Annotated in this window: 11 protein-coding genes and 1 pseudogene; 2 read left to right on the top strand and 10 right to left on the bottom strand. The window is 55.5% G+C overall.

Annotated elements, in window-relative coordinates:
* Positions 1-38 precede the first annotated feature (38 nt).
* The 5 genes from ACUZ79_RS15335 to ACUZ79_RS15315 all read right to left on the bottom strand — a co-directional run bounded on the left by ACUZ79_RS15335 (position 39) and on the right by ACUZ79_RS15315 (position 5,443).
* On the bottom strand, positions 39-1,787 hold the full coding sequence (locus tag ACUZ79_RS15335; protein ID WP_240825753.1) for an aldehyde ferredoxin oxidoreductase C-terminal domain-containing protein: 1,749 nt from the start codon (positions 1,785-1,787) through the stop codon (positions 39-41).
* Positions 1,788-1,993: 206 nt separating this feature from the next.
* Entirely contained in the window at positions 1,994-2,647 is a 654-nt protein-coding gene (locus ACUZ79_RS15330; protein ID WP_449252113.1) for an ABC transporter ATP-binding protein, read from the bottom strand.
* Positions 2,644-3,339, bottom strand: coding sequence for an ABC transporter permease (locus ACUZ79_RS15325; protein ID WP_449252112.1), 696 nt, complete (start codon positions 3,337-3,339; stop codon positions 2,644-2,646). Before ACUZ79_RS15325 ends, ACUZ79_RS15330 begins: the two co-directional genes overlap by 4 nt.
* Before the next feature lie 103 nt (positions 3,340-3,442).
* A complete protein-coding gene (locus ACUZ79_RS15320) occupies positions 3,443-4,270 on the bottom strand; it encodes a substrate-binding domain-containing protein (protein WP_240825757.1) in 828 nt (275 codons plus the stop codon).
* A 165-nt stretch (positions 4,271-4,435) separates the two neighbouring features.
* A complete protein-coding gene (locus tag ACUZ79_RS15315; protein WP_449252111.1) occupies positions 4,436-5,443 on the bottom strand; it encodes a TOBE domain-containing protein in 1,008 nt (335 codons plus the stop codon).
* Between the two features lie 158 nt (positions 5,444-5,601).
* Here ACUZ79_RS15315 and ACUZ79_RS15310 point away from each other — a divergent pair.
* Positions 5,602-5,828 (top strand): annotated as a pseudogene (locus tag ACUZ79_RS15310) (IS1595 family transposase); the annotation flags it as partial.
* A gap of 156 nt (positions 5,829-5,984) precedes the next feature.
* Here ACUZ79_RS15310 and ACUZ79_RS15305 read toward each other — a convergent pair.
* The 4 genes from ACUZ79_RS15305 to ACUZ79_RS15290 form a co-directional block, all read right to left on the bottom strand.
* Positions 5,985-6,806 carry a hypothetical protein gene (locus ACUZ79_RS15305; RefSeq protein WP_240825761.1) on the bottom strand — a complete coding sequence of 274 codons (822 nt, stop codon included), beginning with the start codon at positions 6,804-6,806 and terminating at the stop codon, positions 5,985-5,987.
* 41 nt (positions 6,807-6,847) lie between these two features.
* The gene (locus ACUZ79_RS15300; RefSeq protein ID WP_449252110.1) at positions 6,848-7,948 is read right to left on the bottom strand and encodes a linear amide C-N hydrolase; all 1,101 of its coding nucleotides are present in this window, start codon (positions 7,946-7,948) and stop codon (positions 6,848-6,850) included.
* A 142-nt stretch (positions 7,949-8,090) separates the two neighbouring features.
* Positions 8,091-10,286: a tetratricopeptide repeat protein gene (locus ACUZ79_RS15295; protein ID WP_449252108.1), complete on the bottom strand. Its 2,196-nt coding sequence runs from the start codon at positions 10,284-10,286 to the stop codon at positions 8,091-8,093.
* Positions 10,287-10,288: 2 nt separating this feature from the next.
* Positions 10,289-11,971: a sulfatase-like hydrolase/transferase gene (locus ACUZ79_RS15290; protein WP_240825767.1), complete on the bottom strand. Its 1,683-nt coding sequence runs from the start codon at positions 11,969-11,971 to the stop codon at positions 10,289-10,291.
* A gap of 756 nt (positions 11,972-12,727) precedes the next feature.
* On the opposite strand from ACUZ79_RS15290, the gene ACUZ79_RS15285 reads away from it, so the two are divergent.
* Positions 12,728-15,388 carry a bifunctional diguanylate cyclase/phosphodiesterase gene (locus tag ACUZ79_RS15285; RefSeq protein WP_449252107.1) on the top strand — a complete coding sequence of 887 codons (2,661 nt, stop codon included), beginning with the start codon at positions 12,728-12,730 and terminating at the stop codon, positions 15,386-15,388.
* A 10-nt stretch (positions 15,389-15,398) separates the two neighbouring features.
* Here the strand turns inward: ACUZ79_RS15285 and ACUZ79_RS15280 are convergent, their stop codons facing one another.
* Positions 15,399-16,601 (bottom strand): GGDEF domain-containing protein, encoded by a 1,203-nt coding sequence (locus ACUZ79_RS15280; protein ID WP_449252106.1) that lies wholly within the window; start codon positions 16,599-16,601, stop codon positions 15,399-15,401.
* Between the last annotated feature and the right edge of the window lie 234 nt (positions 16,602-16,835).

Genomic DNA, 16,835 nt, shown 5'->3' with positions numbered 1-16,835 from the left:
CTCCGAACCAGCCGGAGCGGAGGCCAATAAGGGCAACCCTACTTCTTTTCCTCAATCCAGTTGAAGACCGTCTTGAGTTCCTCGTGGGTAATGTCGAAAGTGGTGTTGTGCGGGGGCAGCTTTTCGTCAGTGAAGAAATCGGGCAGCACGTCCGCAGCCTGGGTGATGCCCGCGCGGCGGTTGAAGTCGATTTCCGTGGAAAGAATACGCTGGCCCAACGTTACAACGTCGTCGCCGGTGAGCTTCCAGCCAAACTTGGCATTGAGCATGTCCACAATGGCGGGCAGGGCATCCGGCACGTCAAGAATGGCAAAAGCCGTAAACAGGCACAGGCCCACGGAATCCACTGAGGCGGTAGCCACCTGGAGATTGCGCGAAAGCTCGATCTGCCCGTCCTTCTTGAGGGGGTCAACCGTACCGCCGCAGTTAAGGATGTTGGCCGTCACCGCGTAGCCGGCGGTGTGGTCCGCGCCCATGGGCGAGGTGGCGTAGGTGACGCCCTGGCCCTTGACTGCACGGGGATCATAGGCGGGCAGGCTCTGGCCCTTGACCGCAGGCACGCGCCGCACGCCAAACACCCGGCCCGTGGTGGCCGCGCCGCAACCAACAATACGACCAAGCGGAGAGCCTTCGCTGATGCCGTTCATGACATCAAGCACAGCCTTGGTATCCCCGTAGGGAATGGCGCCGCCAGCCATGGCAACGCCCACGGCAACGCCCACATCAATGGTGTCCACGCCGATGTCGTCGCACATGTAATCGTACTTTGAGATGGCATCAAGATCGCCGATGCCGGAATGGGGGCCAAAGCACCACAGGGTTTCGTATTCGGGCCACTTGCTCTGGAACTTGCCCTTTTTATCGGGCAAAATGCCGCTGCAACGGATCATGCAGCCGCTCATGCAGCCGTGGGCAACCTTGCCCTCGCCGCCGCGTTCCTTGGTGAGCTGGTTCAAAAGTTCGCCCGAAACAGCCTCATGCTTGTCAAACTGTCCAACAGTAAAGTTGGCGGTGGGCAGGCCGCCCGCCTCGTGCAGGATGTTGACGAGCACGGCGGTGCCGTATTCGGCAAGTCCCTTGCTGGTGATGGGGTGTTCGGAAAGCGCCGTGGCGAAGCGCTTGGAAGCCTCGCGAAAAGCCTTTTCATCAGCCAGAGGCTGGCTCTTGCCGCCTTCGGGATTCACAATGATGGCCTTGAGCCCCTTGGAACCCATTACCGCGCCAACGCCGCCGCGCCCGGCATGGCGCATGGGCCGCAGTTCGCGGTCGGTGCAGGCAATGGAAGCCGCCGTGAGCTTGAATTCACCCGCACGGCCAATGGTGATGTAGCTGCAATCCTTGCCGTACTTTTCCACCAGCTTGGCCACGGCATCAAAGTTGTTCATCCCGGCCACTTCGGCGGGAATCAGCTTGGCGTGGTCCTTGCTCACTTCAAGCTGCCACCACTCGCCTTCCTTGGCCATGTCTTCCACAATAACAGCCAGAATGCCCAAACGGGCCAGGTGACCGCCGGGCTGACCGCCCGCGTTGGATTCCTTGATGCCTTCGGTCAGCGGGCTTTTGCAGCCCACGGAAATACGGTTGGCGTTGGGGCTGTTGGTGGCACCCAGCAGGCCGGGAGCAAAAACAAGCTTGTTGTGGGGGCCAATGGGCGTACAGGTGGGCGGCACCTCACGCGCAACGATGGTAGAAGTCAACGCACGGCCGCCAAGGCCAGCGTATTCTTGAGGGATTTCTTCAAAAACACAGGTCTTGGTTGCCATATTGACGCGCAAAAAACGGAACATGGAGCCTCCTTAAACAAGGCGCAGTTACGCCCGTTTGTGTTTATCCTTCGATACCATTGCGAGAAAAAAAAGTGCAAGCGGGTAAAAAAAATGTCTCGCTTTTCTCCTGTTAGGGGAAAAGAAGGGGAGGAAAAGGGAGTTTTTGTGCAAGAAGGAGGAAAAGGAGAATTTGCTGTAAGGGGAAACCGGGATAATGCAGGCAGTATCTATAATGGTGAGGCGCAGGCGTCCATGTCCCACGAGGTGCCAAGCTTGATTTCACGGGCATCAATGGCACGCAGCAAGGCAGGATCGTGTGTGGCGCAGACAACAGTCATGCCTTCTGCCGTGCTGTTCCTTACGGCCAGAGCAATGGCCCGTGCGCTTGCGGCATCCACATTGGCTGTTGGCTCGTCAAGCAGCAGCACCCTTGGCCGCAGGGCCAGGCGCGATGCCAGGGCAACCCGCTGGCGTTCGCCGCCAGAAAGCTCGTGCGGGCCGCGATCCGCAAAATTCCAGGGATCGTCAAAACCTGCGGCCTGCATGCAGCAGTCAAATGTCTGCCGCAGATCTGCCCCTTGGTGGCGGAGTTTCAACCCAAGCACCACGTTATTGAAAACGCTCATGTGCAGCAGATAGGGATCCTGCAAAAGCAGGGTTGCCTCCTTGCGGCCCTCTGCCCCGCCAGCATACCGCAGCTCGCCAGAAGCAGGGTGCTCCAGAAAGGCCAGCAGCCGCAACAAGGTTGATTTGCCGCAACCATTGGGGCCGGTGAGGAATACTGCCCCGCCTTCTTCAATAGCAAGGTGCTGAACATTGAGCGCTTCGCGCCCATTATAGCGCTGTACAAGGTTGCGGGCTTCATACAGCTTGCCGCTCATGCCCGCCCCCTGCGACGGAAAAATGCAAGCGCCAGATTGACCACAAAGGCCATGAGCAACAGCACAAGGCCAAGGGCAATACCCTGAGCAAAATCGCCCTTGCTGGTTTCAAGGGCAATGGCCGTTGTCATGGTGCGGGTGGCGTAACGAATGTTGCCCCCAAGCATCATGGCCACGCCCACTTCTGTAATCACGCGGCCAAAGGCCGTAACGCAGACCATGCCCACGGCGTAACGGCACTCCCACAGTGCGTACATGGCAAGCTGCCTGCCGTTGGCCCCAAGCGTGAGCAGGGTCTCGCGGCAGCGGGGATCGAGGTCTTCAAGCGCCTGCGCTGTCCATGAAACTACAATGGGCAAGGCCAGCACCGCCTGGCCGATGGCCATGCCCGGCAGGGTAAACAACAGTCCATATTCGCCAAGGGGGCCGCGCGCGGTAATGAAGGCATAGACCAGCAGACCGATCAACACGGTGGGAAAGGCCAGCAAGGTATCTGAAACCAGCCGCAGCGCCCTTTTGCCGGGAAAAGAGCAATGGCCAAGCAGAAAACCCAGCGGCACCCCCAGCAGCAGAGCTGCCGCCATGGCGTAGCAGGTAGACGCAATGGTTGCGTAAATAGCCGAAAGCGTGGCCTCATCCATGTGCGTGAGCAGATAAAGCGCGTTGCTGAATCCGCTGAGGAGATAATCCATTACTGCCGCTCGCTGCTCTGGTCAAAATAGCATTCGCCCGAAGCCGGGGCACACCACCGGCCCCGGGCGAATGCGTGTTGCATGCCTGCGCTACCGGGATGCGCTACTTGTTGGCATTGGGGAAGAAAAGCTGTTTTCCCTTGAGCATGTACCCAGCGATCTTCTGCTGTGTGGTCGGGGCAACCCACCAGTCTTCAAACTTCTTGGCAAGGTCGGTCTTGACCTTGGGGCACTGGGCCGGATTGACCGTGATGACGCTGTACTGGTTGAAAAGGGCCTTGTCGCCCTCAACCACAATAGCCAGCGGGTTTTTGTCGCCCATCTTGTCGGCAAAGGTGATCCAGGTTCCACGGTCGGTGAGGGCGTATGCCTGCTTTTCGGCAGCCATGTTCAAGGTAGAGATCATGCCCTGCCCGGCAGAAAAATATTTGGGATCCTTGTCGGGCACAATGTTGCTCTGCTGCCACAGCTTCTGCTCCGCCTTGTGCGTGCCGGACTGATCGCCACGGCTCACAAAGCCCGATTTGGTATCCAGAATACGCTTGAGCGCCTCGGCAGTGGTCTGCCCTTTCACGCCAGCGGGGTCAGCCACGGGGCCAACGATCACAAAGTCATTGTACATGACCTGACGGCGGTCCACGCCATGCCCGGCCTTGACAAATTCAAGCTCAGCCGAAGGCGCATGCACCAGCAACACATCGGCATCACAATTTTTGGCGATTTCAAGGGCCTTGCCTGTGCCCACGGCAACCCATTTCAGCTCAATGCCGGTTTCCTGTTTGAAGACAGGCTCCAGATATTCGAGCAGGCCGGAATCCTGCGTACTGGTGGTGGTTGCCATCATGAGAGTATCAGCGGCCAGAACTGGCGCGGCGCAGGCCATGTAGCCAGCAGCGCAAGCCAGAAGCAGAAAACGGGGGAAACGGAACATGGATCAGACTCCTTTTGAAGAGGTAATCTTAAAAGACCAACTCAGTTCAGCGCGACTTTAATCACGCTATCATGAAAAAACGGGACATAAAAGATTGCAAAAGGAGGCGCAAAACAGGGAGGCAACAAACCAGCTTCATGCGGGCCGCAGCAATATCAGAAAAAACTACTCAGCCACCAGCCGAACAGCGCTGGAGGCAAAATGGGCGTACACCTTTTTGCCGTCACGCAGATGCATGGTGTCCAGCGTGCATGTGTCGACAGTTGCCCGAAGGGTTGTGCCGTCTGACAGACCGACGCAAACAAAGGTTTCCACCATGTCAGAGTGCAGACTTTCCACCACGCCCTTGACGCAGTTGGCAAGACTCATGGACGAGTTTTCAGGGCTCAGGACTATGCGTTCCGGGTCTACCCTCACGCTCAGCACCTGATTTTCGTGCACTTCATGCAGGGCGGCTTCTTCCGGCGTGCAGGCCACCGCGAGCCTGAAATCAGAAAAAGTGGTTATCTCCACATATACCTTGCGCATGCCGGTAAATATGCGGGTAACAATGCCCCAAAAAAGATTGGTTCCATCATCGGCCTCGCCGCCGTGGCAGGCACTTGCAGAGGTGCCATTTGCCTGGGCCTGCGAGGTGAGCAGCTTACGCGCTTCGCCGTCAGAAAAGTTCAGGAATGCCAGCAGTTGGTCAGCATCCTGTTGCCCGAGGAATTTGAGCACCAACGGCATGGGCACATGCAGTTCCAGCAACTCAAGCCCGCGTGAATAACGTATGGCACGTGGCCCAACGCAGGCAGACGGCAGATCCATCAAGCTGCCCACGGCATAAAATTTCTTGCGCAGAAAGCTCTGGTCAAACTGTAAAAAATCAGGCTCCGCCGCCTGCGGCAGACCAAGAATGCGCCGGATATTGCGCATGGCGCTTACGGGCAGCAATATTTCGCGCGCATTGGAGCCAGAAACACGCAGCATGCCCGTGACGGTGTCTATGGATGAACGAAGCTCCAGCCCCAGTACCTCGCCCAGCCGCAAGCCGCCGTAGCGCATCAGTAAAAAAATCAGATGCAGACGCGCCCGCATGGTTTTTTGCGTGCGTGTTGCGGCCTCGGCCTCCCACTGCTCCCAGCACAGGGTCAGGCCTTCGAGTTGTTGGCGGGTCAAGTGATTGCGCATGTTTTTTCTCAACGCCACAGTAGCAGGTTGTGCCGCCGCTGTCAGCTTTCCCAATTCCTCTGTTGCGCTTGCGCCTCAAACGCACTGAAGGATGGTGCAAAACTCCGGGAATACGCGTGCCATACCCTACTCATACTACAATTTCAAAGAACCTGCCAAGAGTGCAACATGGAAACAATGAATTTGCAATAAACACTCATATATTAATGGCATTGAAAACTTCTGGGCCTTCGCCAAGATGCGCCTTGTGCGCTTTAGTGGGCTGGCAAAACACACATTTTACTTTCATTTGAAATAATACGAATTCCGCTTTAATCACAGAAACGAGGATCTTTACAAGTTCGTCCTCAAAATGCTCAGAAAAAGACCTCTCTGCTTGGCATGAAACTTTGATATTGTAGCATATTAATTGGAATTTTTTTTCGCTTAACGGGTCACGATCAAGCCCTTCGTTCCCCATGCAAAAAGCCGCCCCTGATCTTCAGCAAAAAAGATCAGGGGCGGCTACCTTCCCTTCAGGCTGTGCCAAAAGAGCTTTTATCTAGAATGTCAGCGCCAACCCCACAACAGGGCCATGCTGAACAGCGTTGACCTTGAAGTTATCCCTGCCGCTGCCGGATTCATAGTTCAGCCCAACGGCGCGATAGCCCAGGATGGCGGTGGCATTTTTCCAAAAATTATAGCCCACTACGCCCATGGCGTCCCACGTGTTGGTTGAGGCAGCCCCAAAGCCGCCCACCCCGCCACGCAAATCCATGAACCAGTGTTTATCCAGATGAATGGTCGTTCGCGCGCCCACGATCGGGTCTACCCAGCTTCTGTATATGCGGCTGGATGCTTCCAGTTGCTGATATTCCGCGCTCAAGCCCATTTCCATAGTCCAGATTCTCACGCCACCCAGAATATCGAAGCTTATCTTGCCGCCATTGTCGTTGAGCGGCACGGTGCCCAAGCGGTAAAATGCAGCAACGTCAGACATTGTGGACGTCATCTGCCCGTCAAGCGAAACACCCTTACGCGAAGTCTGCTCGCCCATGCGCGCATAATTGACCTCGGCAATCAAGCCCACCTTATCCCGGTAGTACATTTCCATGTGGGCCATGGCAGCAAAATTCAGGTACTTTTCCAACTGCCCAAAGCTGTTTGATACGTGGGTTTCATGTCCCCTGGCCCCCAGGGTGCCGGTAAAGCCCGTAAGCCAGCCGTATGGAATCAGCACCAGCTTGAAGTCGCTTTGAGCGCTTTCATCCGCCTCTGCCGGGGCAGGCTCGACAGCCAGAGCACCACAGACAGGCGCACATACCATAAAGACCAAAACTGACAGAGACAAAACCAGTGAGGCCGCACGCTGTTTCATATTCATAGTGCTTCCCTTTTGTGTACGCTACCAACGGCGGCTTGTGGCTACGGGGCTGGCTTGGCCGAATCTGTCACGTCCTTGTAATCGGGCTGGGTCATTATGGGAATGACTTTAGGCCCTGAGGCATTTGACAGGGCCTTGAGCACATCGACCATCGACCAGTTTTTATTGTAGTAGGTGCGGAAGTAGTAGCGCAGGCGTTCGGTGTCGCCCACCACAGACCAGATGGTCATGTCATACTTGTCACCTTCGGGAGTTTTCTGGCGCACGGCCCCCTTGGGAATATCGGCGTTATCAATAAGCGTCATGGCCAGATTCACGCCGGCATCGGGGCCGCTGACAGGCAGGGCGGTCTGCGTCAGAGCCACAAAGCGCACAAATCGGCTGGGAGGAGTGTAATCACCGGGCAAGCCCAGCATGCCGGAGCCCTGCCCCGTGGGGTAGATGGAGAAACCTTTCAGATCAAGTTTGGGAACGCCGTTGGCGGAGAGATTCACGTAGTTGGAAAGGTTGATGACCATCCAGTCAAAGGGCGGCGAATTGGTCATGACTCCCAGAGGGTTGTCATAAACATTAAGGCGGCCTTCCATGTATTCAATAACAATGCAATTCCCCCCGGCGTCGTGCACCACGTAATGCATGGGCAGACTGATCGGCACGATCGAGGGAGCTTCGCAAACTCGTATGTTTTTGAGGCCTTCACGCACTTCATCTGCCGTGGCAAAATTGGAAAGCAGCCAGTTGGCCACTTCAAAATTGGCAATGGTCTTGGTTGAAAAGGCGGGATCATAAGGCTGATACCCGGCATACCCGGAAAAGAACAGCATGCCGACTACCAGGCCTTTTTCATTCATGCCATCGCTGACCAGGGGCGGGCCGTAATCACGCATGCCGACAAAGCCATATTTTGACGTCCACGTGGCGCCCTCCTGCCTGCCATCGGGCAATGTGCCCCTCATGACAGTGCCCTTGGGCATCACGGCAACCTGAGGCTGGTCAGATGTGGAGAACTCCATTGTTCGGGCATAAAAAACGTGCCCTTCCGTGGATTTCACCCTGAGGCTGGTGCAGGCCTGCGACTGCATAACCGCACCAACTGTAACCGCCGCCACCAGAGCTAACCCCAATAAGATTCTTGGCGCCATACCTACCCACCTTGCTGATTATTCATCCTACATGGACAATTGCCCCTCTCCACTTTTGAACTTCACAAACCATTACCGTCAAATTACTGCTGCCCGCAAATACGGCAGCGTACATTGCAGATCGCAGCCAGCATACCCGCACTCACTGCGCCTGCTGGGCAGAACTTTTTGCGCACGCGTTCTCGATATCTGTATCGCCGCTGATCTGGCGGATGGCCTGGGCGTAACGCTGATTGCCGCCTTGCATGCCAGCGGCCTGACACAGATACCCCAGAGCCTTGGCGCGGTCAGTTCTGGCAGCAAGAAGACCAAGATTATAGGCGGCGTCAGACATGGTCGGGGCAAGGCGTAAAGCCTTGAGCAGCATTTGCTCTGCCTCCGCCCGGAAGCCTCTCTCTGCCAGTATCAGGCCAAGATTATAGGCAATGGCTGCATTGTCGGGATCAATATCGTACGCTTTGCGCAAGGAAGCTTCCGCCCCGGCCATGCTGCCCAGACGGGCCAGAGCCATGGCGGAATTAACATGGGCGGCGCTGGCGTCCGGGCGCAGACGCAAAGCGGCCTCATAAGCCGAAAGGGCCGCTGCGGGTTCGCCCGAGCGCAACAGGTAGTTGCCGCGATTATAACTGCCCGCCCAGTCATCGGCTCTGGCAGAAAAGGATTGCTCCAGTTCCTCTCTGGCCTTGGCAACAGCTTGTCGCGAGGATTCAGGGATATTCTGGCTCTGCACGCCAGCCAATGCCTCGGCGGCCCGAACCCGCACAAGCCGGGAGGGATCAACGCAAGCCTTGGCAAGGGCGTTCACGGTGACTGCTTCGCGATTTTCGGCCAGCGAGGCAGCGGCACTGGCGCGGACCAGTTCGGATTCATCGTTCAGGGCAGCGCGAACCATCGGCCACTTGGCGCTGTCCGGGCAGGCGCGCAGCAGGCGCAACATGGATGCTGCGTAGACAGCATCCCGCCCCGGCTCCGTCAGGGAGGCAAGCATGGCTGGCAACTGGCTGAAATTACGCTGCCGCGCATCCAGAATATGCCGGGCGCGGGCCAGCACAGGGGCCTGATAATCCCTGGGCCGCCATTGGCGCACAAGGGCATCTGCCCATGCGGCGTCCTTGTCCGGATGGCAACCAAGGCAGGCGTTTGGCGAGCCAAAACTGGCAGTTGCGGCAGGCGTGGGCGGGCGCATGGAGTGGTCGCTCCGGCTCATGCGGGCAAAGTCCGTCTTGGGCATATGACATGAAATGCAGCGGGAGCCGGGGCTTTCCGGCTTGTGCCGGGTGTGTTTGTCCAGCCCGGCCTCCTTGTCCTTATGGCAAGGCAGGCATGCCTGATCTGGATCCTTGGCCTGACGGAAACGCCCGCTGGAGGTATGGCAAAATATGCATTCCAGTTTACCCGCGCGCACGCAGGGGGCAGAAAGCCATGATGTGAAGGTGAAGTTTTCCCCCAGGTCGCGCCCGTCTGGATAGTAATCCTCATTTTCCAGCAGGATCAGATCAAAGTGGTCAAAAAAGCGTTCGCCAGGGCGGAATGAATCCGTGATGGGCGACATCTTCGCATGACACGAGGCACAGGAATCGTCGCGCTGCTGGCGATCCAGATCTTTTTTTATACGGATGATTTTCAGATCCGCAGGCGGCTTTCCCGGTTGCGCGGCAAGGCAAACGTCATTGTGGGCCTGCGACGGCCCGTGACATGTTTCGCAGTTGATGCCCGGCTCACGCCATGTGGTGCGGTAGCTGTCGCTTGCCGCATCATAATTGGTGGTCAGCTGGCTGACATGGCAGGCGTGGCAGGAGGTATTGAAGGTGTAGGCGCGGTCGCGCCAGTTGAGGCCCTCGTGCCCGCCAGCCCGAAAGTGGGGGCTGTGCCGCGTTGCACTGTCTGCAACTGCAAACCACTGGCGACTGCGCACGTCAAAAGCCAGAGGCAGGGTCTGCAAGCGCCCGCGCTCAAGGGTTGTAAGAAAATAATAAACGTTTTTGCCGCCGAGCACCTGCGCGATGGCGTAGTCGTGTTCGCCGTCCGGGCCCGTCTCGCGCACAAAACCCTGCCCCGGCCCGCAATAGGCGCGGTACACCCGCCCGCCGGATTCAATGCCTTTACCCTGCGGGGCCAGCTGCGCCCCAACCGTGGCATCTGCATACGGCTGCATGGCCAGCCCGTGACGGGATGTGGACCAGAGGGAATAAAATTTTTCGTGGCAGCTCTTGCAGCTTTGCGAACCGGCAAATCCCTCGGCGGCATCGGCGGCAAGAGTCGCGTCCGGCCCGCAGACAAGGGCAAGCCCCAGCAACAGGGCCTGCCCGCATCTGCATATATTCTCGGCTATGTTCAAGCCTAGTACCCTGGCAGGCGGAAATTGGGCGGATACTTTTGCAACACGCCACGGTAGCGGCCAAATTCCGAATTGATGACATTCCCCACCGGTATGTGGCGAATACCCACGGAATCGTCTTCCTGCGGATTTGTGTACAGGTTGAACATCACAAGGCCGCCGGTTTTTTCAACGATGCCGCCGGTAAAGCCGCCATTGTAACCCTTGCGGGTGATCATGTCGGTGATCTGCACAGCCTTGTGCAACTTGAACTCGTCAATGCGCACAGCCGCAAAGGTGGTGCCCAGCCAGTACAGGATGCTGCGCCTGTTGGAATTGCCCTTGTCCGCCAGCAGGAAGGAAAGCTGGTCGATGCCGTCCACATAACGGTCTGGGGGCAGCAGCTTGGCAAGCTCTGCTCCGGGCTTGCCAGCGAGGGAAAGCGCTGTAGGCAAAATGTCCGCAAGGTCAAAGAGACCTTCTGTCTTGCGGGGGGAGATCACGCCCTTGAAATAGGCAAACGTGGGCACGCGGGTGCCGCCTTCCCAGGTAGTGCCCTTGTATCCACGGAACGGCGAACGGCCATAGGGCGAGACTTCACCTTCCGGCCCGTTATCCGAGGTAAAAATAACCAGCGTGTTGTCAATCTGGCCGGAATCCTCAAGGGCCTTCATCAGGCGGGCGAAGACATCGTCCATCTCAACCATGCAGTCGGAATACGGCGTGCAGGCGCGGGATCTGCCCAGATACTTGTCGCTGGGATAGTTATCAAAATGACATCCGCGCGTGCCAAAATACAGAAAGAAAGGCTTGGGATTTTTTGCCTGAGCCTTGATGAAATTTTCACCGTAGGTCGTCAGGTCGTCATCCAGATGCTTGATGCTGTCGAGGTCAATAACCCGCAGATCCTTGCAACCTTTTTCGCCTTTCTTGCACTGCACTTCGCTGTGGCTGAAGGGGGCGTTTTCAAAAGCGGCAAACCGGGGGGGATTAAGGGCAATCTCTGGGTTGGCATTGATGTCGCGCCACTCCGTGTATTCGTCAGAAACCGAAAGGAATCCACGAAAATCGTCAAAGCCGACATTGTTGGGCAGGGAGCCTTCGTTTTCACCCATGTGCCACTTCCCTATGCCCTGGGTCACATAGCCCTGATCGGAAAGCAGTTTTGCAATGGTGATGGCCCCGTCCAGACCGCCCGCCTGCCCGTACATGGGCGGGTACTGCAAGCCGTGATGCACCGGAAGCTGCCCGGTCATGATGGTGGCGCGGGTTGGCGTGCAGCTTGGCTGCGAATACGCGGAGGTCATGATAAGCCCTTCGGAAGCGAATTTGTCCAGCGAGGGAGTATCGTTGCCCACGGCTATGCCGCCGCCGTTAAAGCCCACATCCATCCAGCCAACGTCATCAAGCACAAAAACCAGGATGTTGGGTTTTTTACCGAACTTTTTTTCCAGAGCAGCCAGTTTTTCCCGAACGGCCTTGTCCTGATCTGGATGGGGAATGACAGGCTCCAGATTGTCGGCGATTTTAACGCCGGGGACAGTCAGATACTGGTCGGGGTGGGGATACCCCTTGGCTTGAACGGGGCCTGATGACGTCCCCCTGTCGTTTTGCGCAAGGGAGGTTCCTGAAACAAGCGCCATTGCCCCCAGCTGCATGAGGGTCAGGGCAGAACACAAACAGATAAAACGCAAGAATTTATCCATGCTTCCTCCGAACAACAGTGCTTAGCTGAAGATGTTCAAAAAAATAGCATTGTAAATACTGCTTGACTAGATAAAAAATTACTATTTCGCGATATTCGTAACCATAATGATTCTATAACTTTTATTTTTACATCATATTATTATGGCATATTTTCAGTACAAAATTGTTATCCCGGCTTGAAATATAAAACATTCATGTCCGATAATTTTTACTTTTATATAAACTGTCTACAATATTGTTTTTATGATTTTTATAAACTTCAAAGAGACACGCTTCACCAACAACAAACTACAAACACGATATATTAATAAAATAAATTTTATCATACATCACCTTTGTGAACCTTGGTCATAACTTTAAGAAATAAAAAATATATACATAGAGCAATTAATATATCATCCCACACCATATTTTCTATGCGCGTCAAAGAATGGTACGTGCATGAAACGCTTCTCTCCAGTTATGGCATAAGGCCCGAACCAGCAGATACTTGATCAATATTAACCTGTGCGCAGAGCAGCAGCCCCCTTTGTGTGCCTTAAATATCGGTAGATATTTTTACCCTGCCACCCAAGCCAACAAAAAGTTCCATTATTTTAGATTGTTATATTTTATCTAACTATTTTTATTCAAAAAACATACGGCATCATGTAAACTTGGAGCCACAGCGAGTAGGTGGTGCAGCACCCCACTGCAGGCGGGCAAATCAGCTTCCACTGTACCCGACTGAATTCCTTTCAAATGATGGTGAGATCATGCCCACAGCAGAGCAAAGCACCAGAGAAAAGAAAGGCGCGTTATGCAACTGCAACAGGCGCATGCTTGCCATCACGGCGGCGTCCCTTCTTTTTCTGCTGACGATCATCTGGTCGGCAACCCTGTGGGACATTGCACGCTCAGAAAGAGAAGTTCAGTCAACTGTTGAAATTACCACGCGCACTCTGGCCCGCGCCCTGAGCGAGCACATGATGTCCACAATCAAGCGCCTTGAGCTTGCCATCAAGGAGCTGGATGCCACATGGGCTCCCGACCAAAAGGATATTCGCGCAGAAGCGGAGGGGCTGAAAAAAATCATCGGCGATCTTGCCCTGCAAATTTCCATAGTCGAACCTGACGGACTTGTTTCCTATTCAACCCTGCCACACACAACAGGCATAAGCATAGCCGACAGAGAGCACTTCAGCGTACACCTCACCCCGCCGTGGCGGGAAATTTATGTTGGCAAGCCGGTTTTGGGCCGTGTTTCCGGCAAATGGACCATCCAGTTTTCCAGCCCAATTGTCCGACAAGACAAACTTGTCGGCGTCATTGTTGTTTCTGTTGAGCCAGACTACTTTGCCTCATTCTTTCGCAGCCTTGGCCTTGATGCGCAAGACTCCATCGATGTCATCCGCTCCGACGGCGCACTGCTTGTGCGCTCCACGGGAGCAGGCCTCATTTACGGGCACATCATCAGCGGCACAACCTATCTGAAAGCAAACTCCCCCATCAGCGGCAACTTTCGCCGCCCATCGCAGATTGACGGTATTGAACGGATATTCGGCTATTACAAAATTGGCCAGTATGGGCTGACCTTTGTGGTGGGCAGCGCTGTGGGCAACGCCTTTGCGCCCTTTGAGCAGATACGTACCGCCACGTTGTGCGCGGCGGCGCTGGTATCTGCCCTGCTGGTGGCTCTGGCCTTTCTTGCCTACGACAGCCTGCGCCGCCGCGATGAAGCCGAAAAACAGCTGGAGCTTACGGGGCAGGTATTTGATTTCACTGGTGAAGCCATCTGCATAACAGACAGCGAAACAAACATCCTGGCAGTCAACGAATCCTTTTGCCGCCTCACGGGTTTTTCGCAGCAGGAGATTATCGGCAAGACGCCGCGTGTGCTGGCCTCAGGCCGTCACGGTCCGGAATTTTACAAGCATATGTGGGATCAGCTGTTTTCAAACGGCTGGTGGGAAGGCGAAATCTGGAACAAAAAAAAGGACGGCACCTTTTACCTTGAATGGTTGAACATCAAGGCTGTGCGCAATCTGCGCGGGGCCATAACCAACTATATCGGCGTGTTTGCCGACATCAAAAAAATCGCCGTAACCCAAAGGCGCATTGAGTTTCTGGCCACGCACGATGAACTGACCCAGTTGCCCAACCGCGCCGTGTTTTGCGACCGCCTGCAAAAAGCGCTGGATTGCTACCCGCCCACCAGTTGCCAGTTTGCTGTTGCCTTTATCGACATTGATGATTTTAAGATAGTCAATGATTCCATAGGGCATGCGGCGGGCGACAGTCTGCTTAAAAAAATGGCCCTCCGCCTCACCACCGCAGCTGGCGCGGATGCCGTTGTTTCACGCTTTGGCGGCGATGAATTTACCCTGCTGCTGGAAAATGTGGACGATGCCAAGGCTGCAGCCACTGCGCAACGCATCATTGAGTCTTTACGCCAGCCCATTTCTGTATGCGGCTTTGAAATCTACGCAGGGGTCAGCATTGGCATAGCCGTGTACCCGCAGCACGGCAGCGACATAAGCAGTCTTTTGCAAAATGCCGATATTGCCATGTACCATGCCAAGGGACAGGGCAAAAACACTTTCAGCTTCTTTAATGACGAGCTGCAGATCAAGGCAGCCATCCAGCTGCAGATAGAAAGCGGATTGCCGCGCGCCATTACAGAAAACGAGCTGGTTTTGCACTACCAGCCGCAGGTGGAACTGGATTCCGGACGCATAATCGGGCTTGAAGCCCTTGTGCGTTGGCAGCATCCCAATGACGGGCTGCTGTTCCCTGGCAAGTTCATTCCCCAGGCGGAAAAAACACGCCTTATTGACAAACTGGGCGAATGGGTTGCCGACAACGCCGCCGCGCAGATCGAGCAATGGCGCGCCGCAGGGCTCAACCCGCCCAAGGTTTCCATAAATATTTCACCATCGCAATTTTTGCGTGGCGCGGCCTTGCCCATGATTGAGCGTATCCTCAACAAATATTCCATTCCGCCGTATCTGCTTGCCATTGAGCTGACGGAAAGCGCCCTTATGACCGACCCCAAGGAGGCCCGCCGCGCTCTGGGCAAATTTCGCGATATGGGGCTGGAAATTTCCATTGACGATTTTGGCACCGGTTTTTCTTCGCTGTCGTCCCTGCGCCACTACCCCATCAACAGGCTCAAGATCGATCAGTCTTTTGTGCGGGATATGGACGAAGCCCCGGATGCCTGCGCCATCACGCAGACGGTCATTGATCTGGCAAAATACCTGGGCATAGCCTCCATTGCGGAAGGCATTGAGAACGAAGGGCAATTCACCAAAATCAAAATGATGGGCTGCAATATCGGGCAGGGATTCTTTTTCGCAAAAGCGCTTTCAGTGGAAGAACTGGAAAAAAGAGGATTCGTCAGCACCGGGCCAGCAATTATCACGCGCGACCAGTAGCACCCTCCGCTCAGGCGGAGTGCACCACGGTATTCTTGCCCTTAGCCTTTGCGGCGTACAGGGCCGCATCTGCCGCGCGCAGCAATTCCCGCCTGTTTTTCTTTCCCGTGGGCTCCAGCACCGCAACTCCGGCGCTCACGGTAACAACATTGCCGTGCCTGCCAGTTGCATGCTCAATGCACATCTGTGCAAAAGCCCGCACCACATCCTCCGCCAGTGCAAGCGCCTCTGTGGCGCCCATGCCGGGCAGGATCAGAGCAAACTCCTCCCCGCCATATCGGGCGGCCACATCTGTGGTGCGCCGGGCATGCGCTTGCAGAACCTGCGCCAGTTTGCGCAGGCATTCGTCGCCTTCCTGATGGCCGTACTGGTCATTGAAGTTTTTAAAGTCGTCAACATCCAGAATCACAATGGCCATACCAAGCCGCCCACGCACGGCCCGCTTCCATTCGCTCTCATACGCGGCATCAAACTTGCGCCTGTTGGCAAGGCTGGTGAGGGCGTCTGTCTCCGACATATCCTGAAGTTCTTCGTTGGCGACCCGCAGTTCCGCTTCCATTCTTGCAAATGTCATGGCGATAATGCTGAAAGTCAAAATCGAGGCAATGAACATTGCCATGAGCAGCAGGGCCTTGGCCATGTCATCCGGCCCGGAGGGAAGGCACTGCACGGAGTTGAAGGCCTTGTACGCGCGCAGCACAAACACCGCCCCAAGGACAACAAACATCGCCGACAGCAGAGATTGCGTCGCATGCCGTTTCCAGCCCTTGACCACATACGGCTCAAAACCGATGCGGAGAAACATGAAAGCCATGCCAAGGGAAAATATGGCAACCCTTGTGCACGTGTTGAAATCAACAAACATATAATAGGCGATTACGGCTGAAGCTACCGCAAAAACACCATAATTTATTGCCATGCGACGCTTCGGCCTGACACCGCCATACAGCAGCAGGCCACGGAACAGGAAAACTCCGGAGAGCAGCATCAGCACGCCGCCAGAGTAGAGGGAAAGCAATAAATCAAAAGGACGGAAATAGTTAAGAAACAGCCCTACAGACCAGCAAACTAGCCCAAGTGTCATACTCCCGAACCCAGGATAGGTGCGGCGGTACAAGTACGTGTACACAAGCACGGAAGACAGCGAGAAATAGAGAGCCGCCACGAGAACTGCCATGGTAAAGGCATCAAAGTTGCTCAAAAGATCAATCATTGGCAACAATCCGTAACGGTTGGGAACAAGCCAAAATTTCAGAATGCCTCAGAAACCTTGAGCAAGATTAGCATGTTGATCCATACCTGAAAAGGCGCAAATACTCCCCCGGCCTGCCAGGCACGAACACTCCTTTTACGCCACCGCCCCTTTCCGCCAGGTTGACCTGCTCCGTGCTTCACGCGTAAGGCCAAGAGGTGGCTGCAACCTGCCGTGTTGCCTGTTGAATACGTT

Source organism: Desulfovibrio faecalis (genome assembly GCF_053570625.1).
Note: the sequence above shows the minus strand (reverse complement) of the source record. Positions and strands in the feature narration are given on the sequence as shown.

Excerpts from the sequence above, each read along its gene's own strand:
- ACUZ79_RS15335 (WP_240825753.1), bottom strand. The coding sequence starts at position 1,787 with ATGTTCCGTTTTTTGCGCGTCAATATGGCAACCAAGACCTGTGTTTTT.
- ACUZ79_RS15330 (WP_449252113.1), bottom strand. The coding sequence starts at position 2,647 with ATGAGCGGCAAGCTGTATGAAGCCCGCAACCTTGTACAGCGCTATAAT.
- ACUZ79_RS15325 (WP_449252112.1), bottom strand. The coding sequence starts at position 3,339 with ATGGATTATCTCCTCAGCGGATTCAGCAACGCGCTTTATCTGCTCACG.
- ACUZ79_RS15320 (WP_240825757.1), bottom strand. The coding sequence starts at position 4,270 with ATGTTCCGTTTCCCCCGTTTTCTGCTTCTGGCTTGCGCTGCTGGCTAC.
- ACUZ79_RS15315 (WP_449252111.1), bottom strand. The coding sequence starts at position 5,443 with ATGCGCAATCACTTGACCCGCCAACAACTCGAAGGCCTGACCCTGTGC.
- ACUZ79_RS15305 (WP_240825761.1), bottom strand. The coding sequence starts at position 6,806 with ATGAATATGAAACAGCGTGCGGCCTCACTGGTTTTGTCTCTGTCAGTT.
- ACUZ79_RS15300 (WP_449252110.1), bottom strand. The coding sequence starts at position 7,948 with ATGGCGCCAAGAATCTTATTGGGGTTAGCTCTGGTGGCGGCGGTTACA.
- ACUZ79_RS15290 (WP_240825767.1), bottom strand. The coding sequence starts at position 11,971 with ATGGATAAATTCTTGCGTTTTATCTGTTTGTGTTCTGCCCTGACCCTC.
- ACUZ79_RS15285 (WP_449252107.1), top strand. The coding sequence starts at position 12,728 with ATGCCCACAGCAGAGCAAAGCACCAGAGAAAAGAAAGGCGCGTTATGC.
- ACUZ79_RS15280 (WP_449252106.1), bottom strand. The coding sequence starts at position 16,601 with ATGATTGATCTTTTGAGCAACTTTGATGCCTTTACCATGGCAGTTCTC.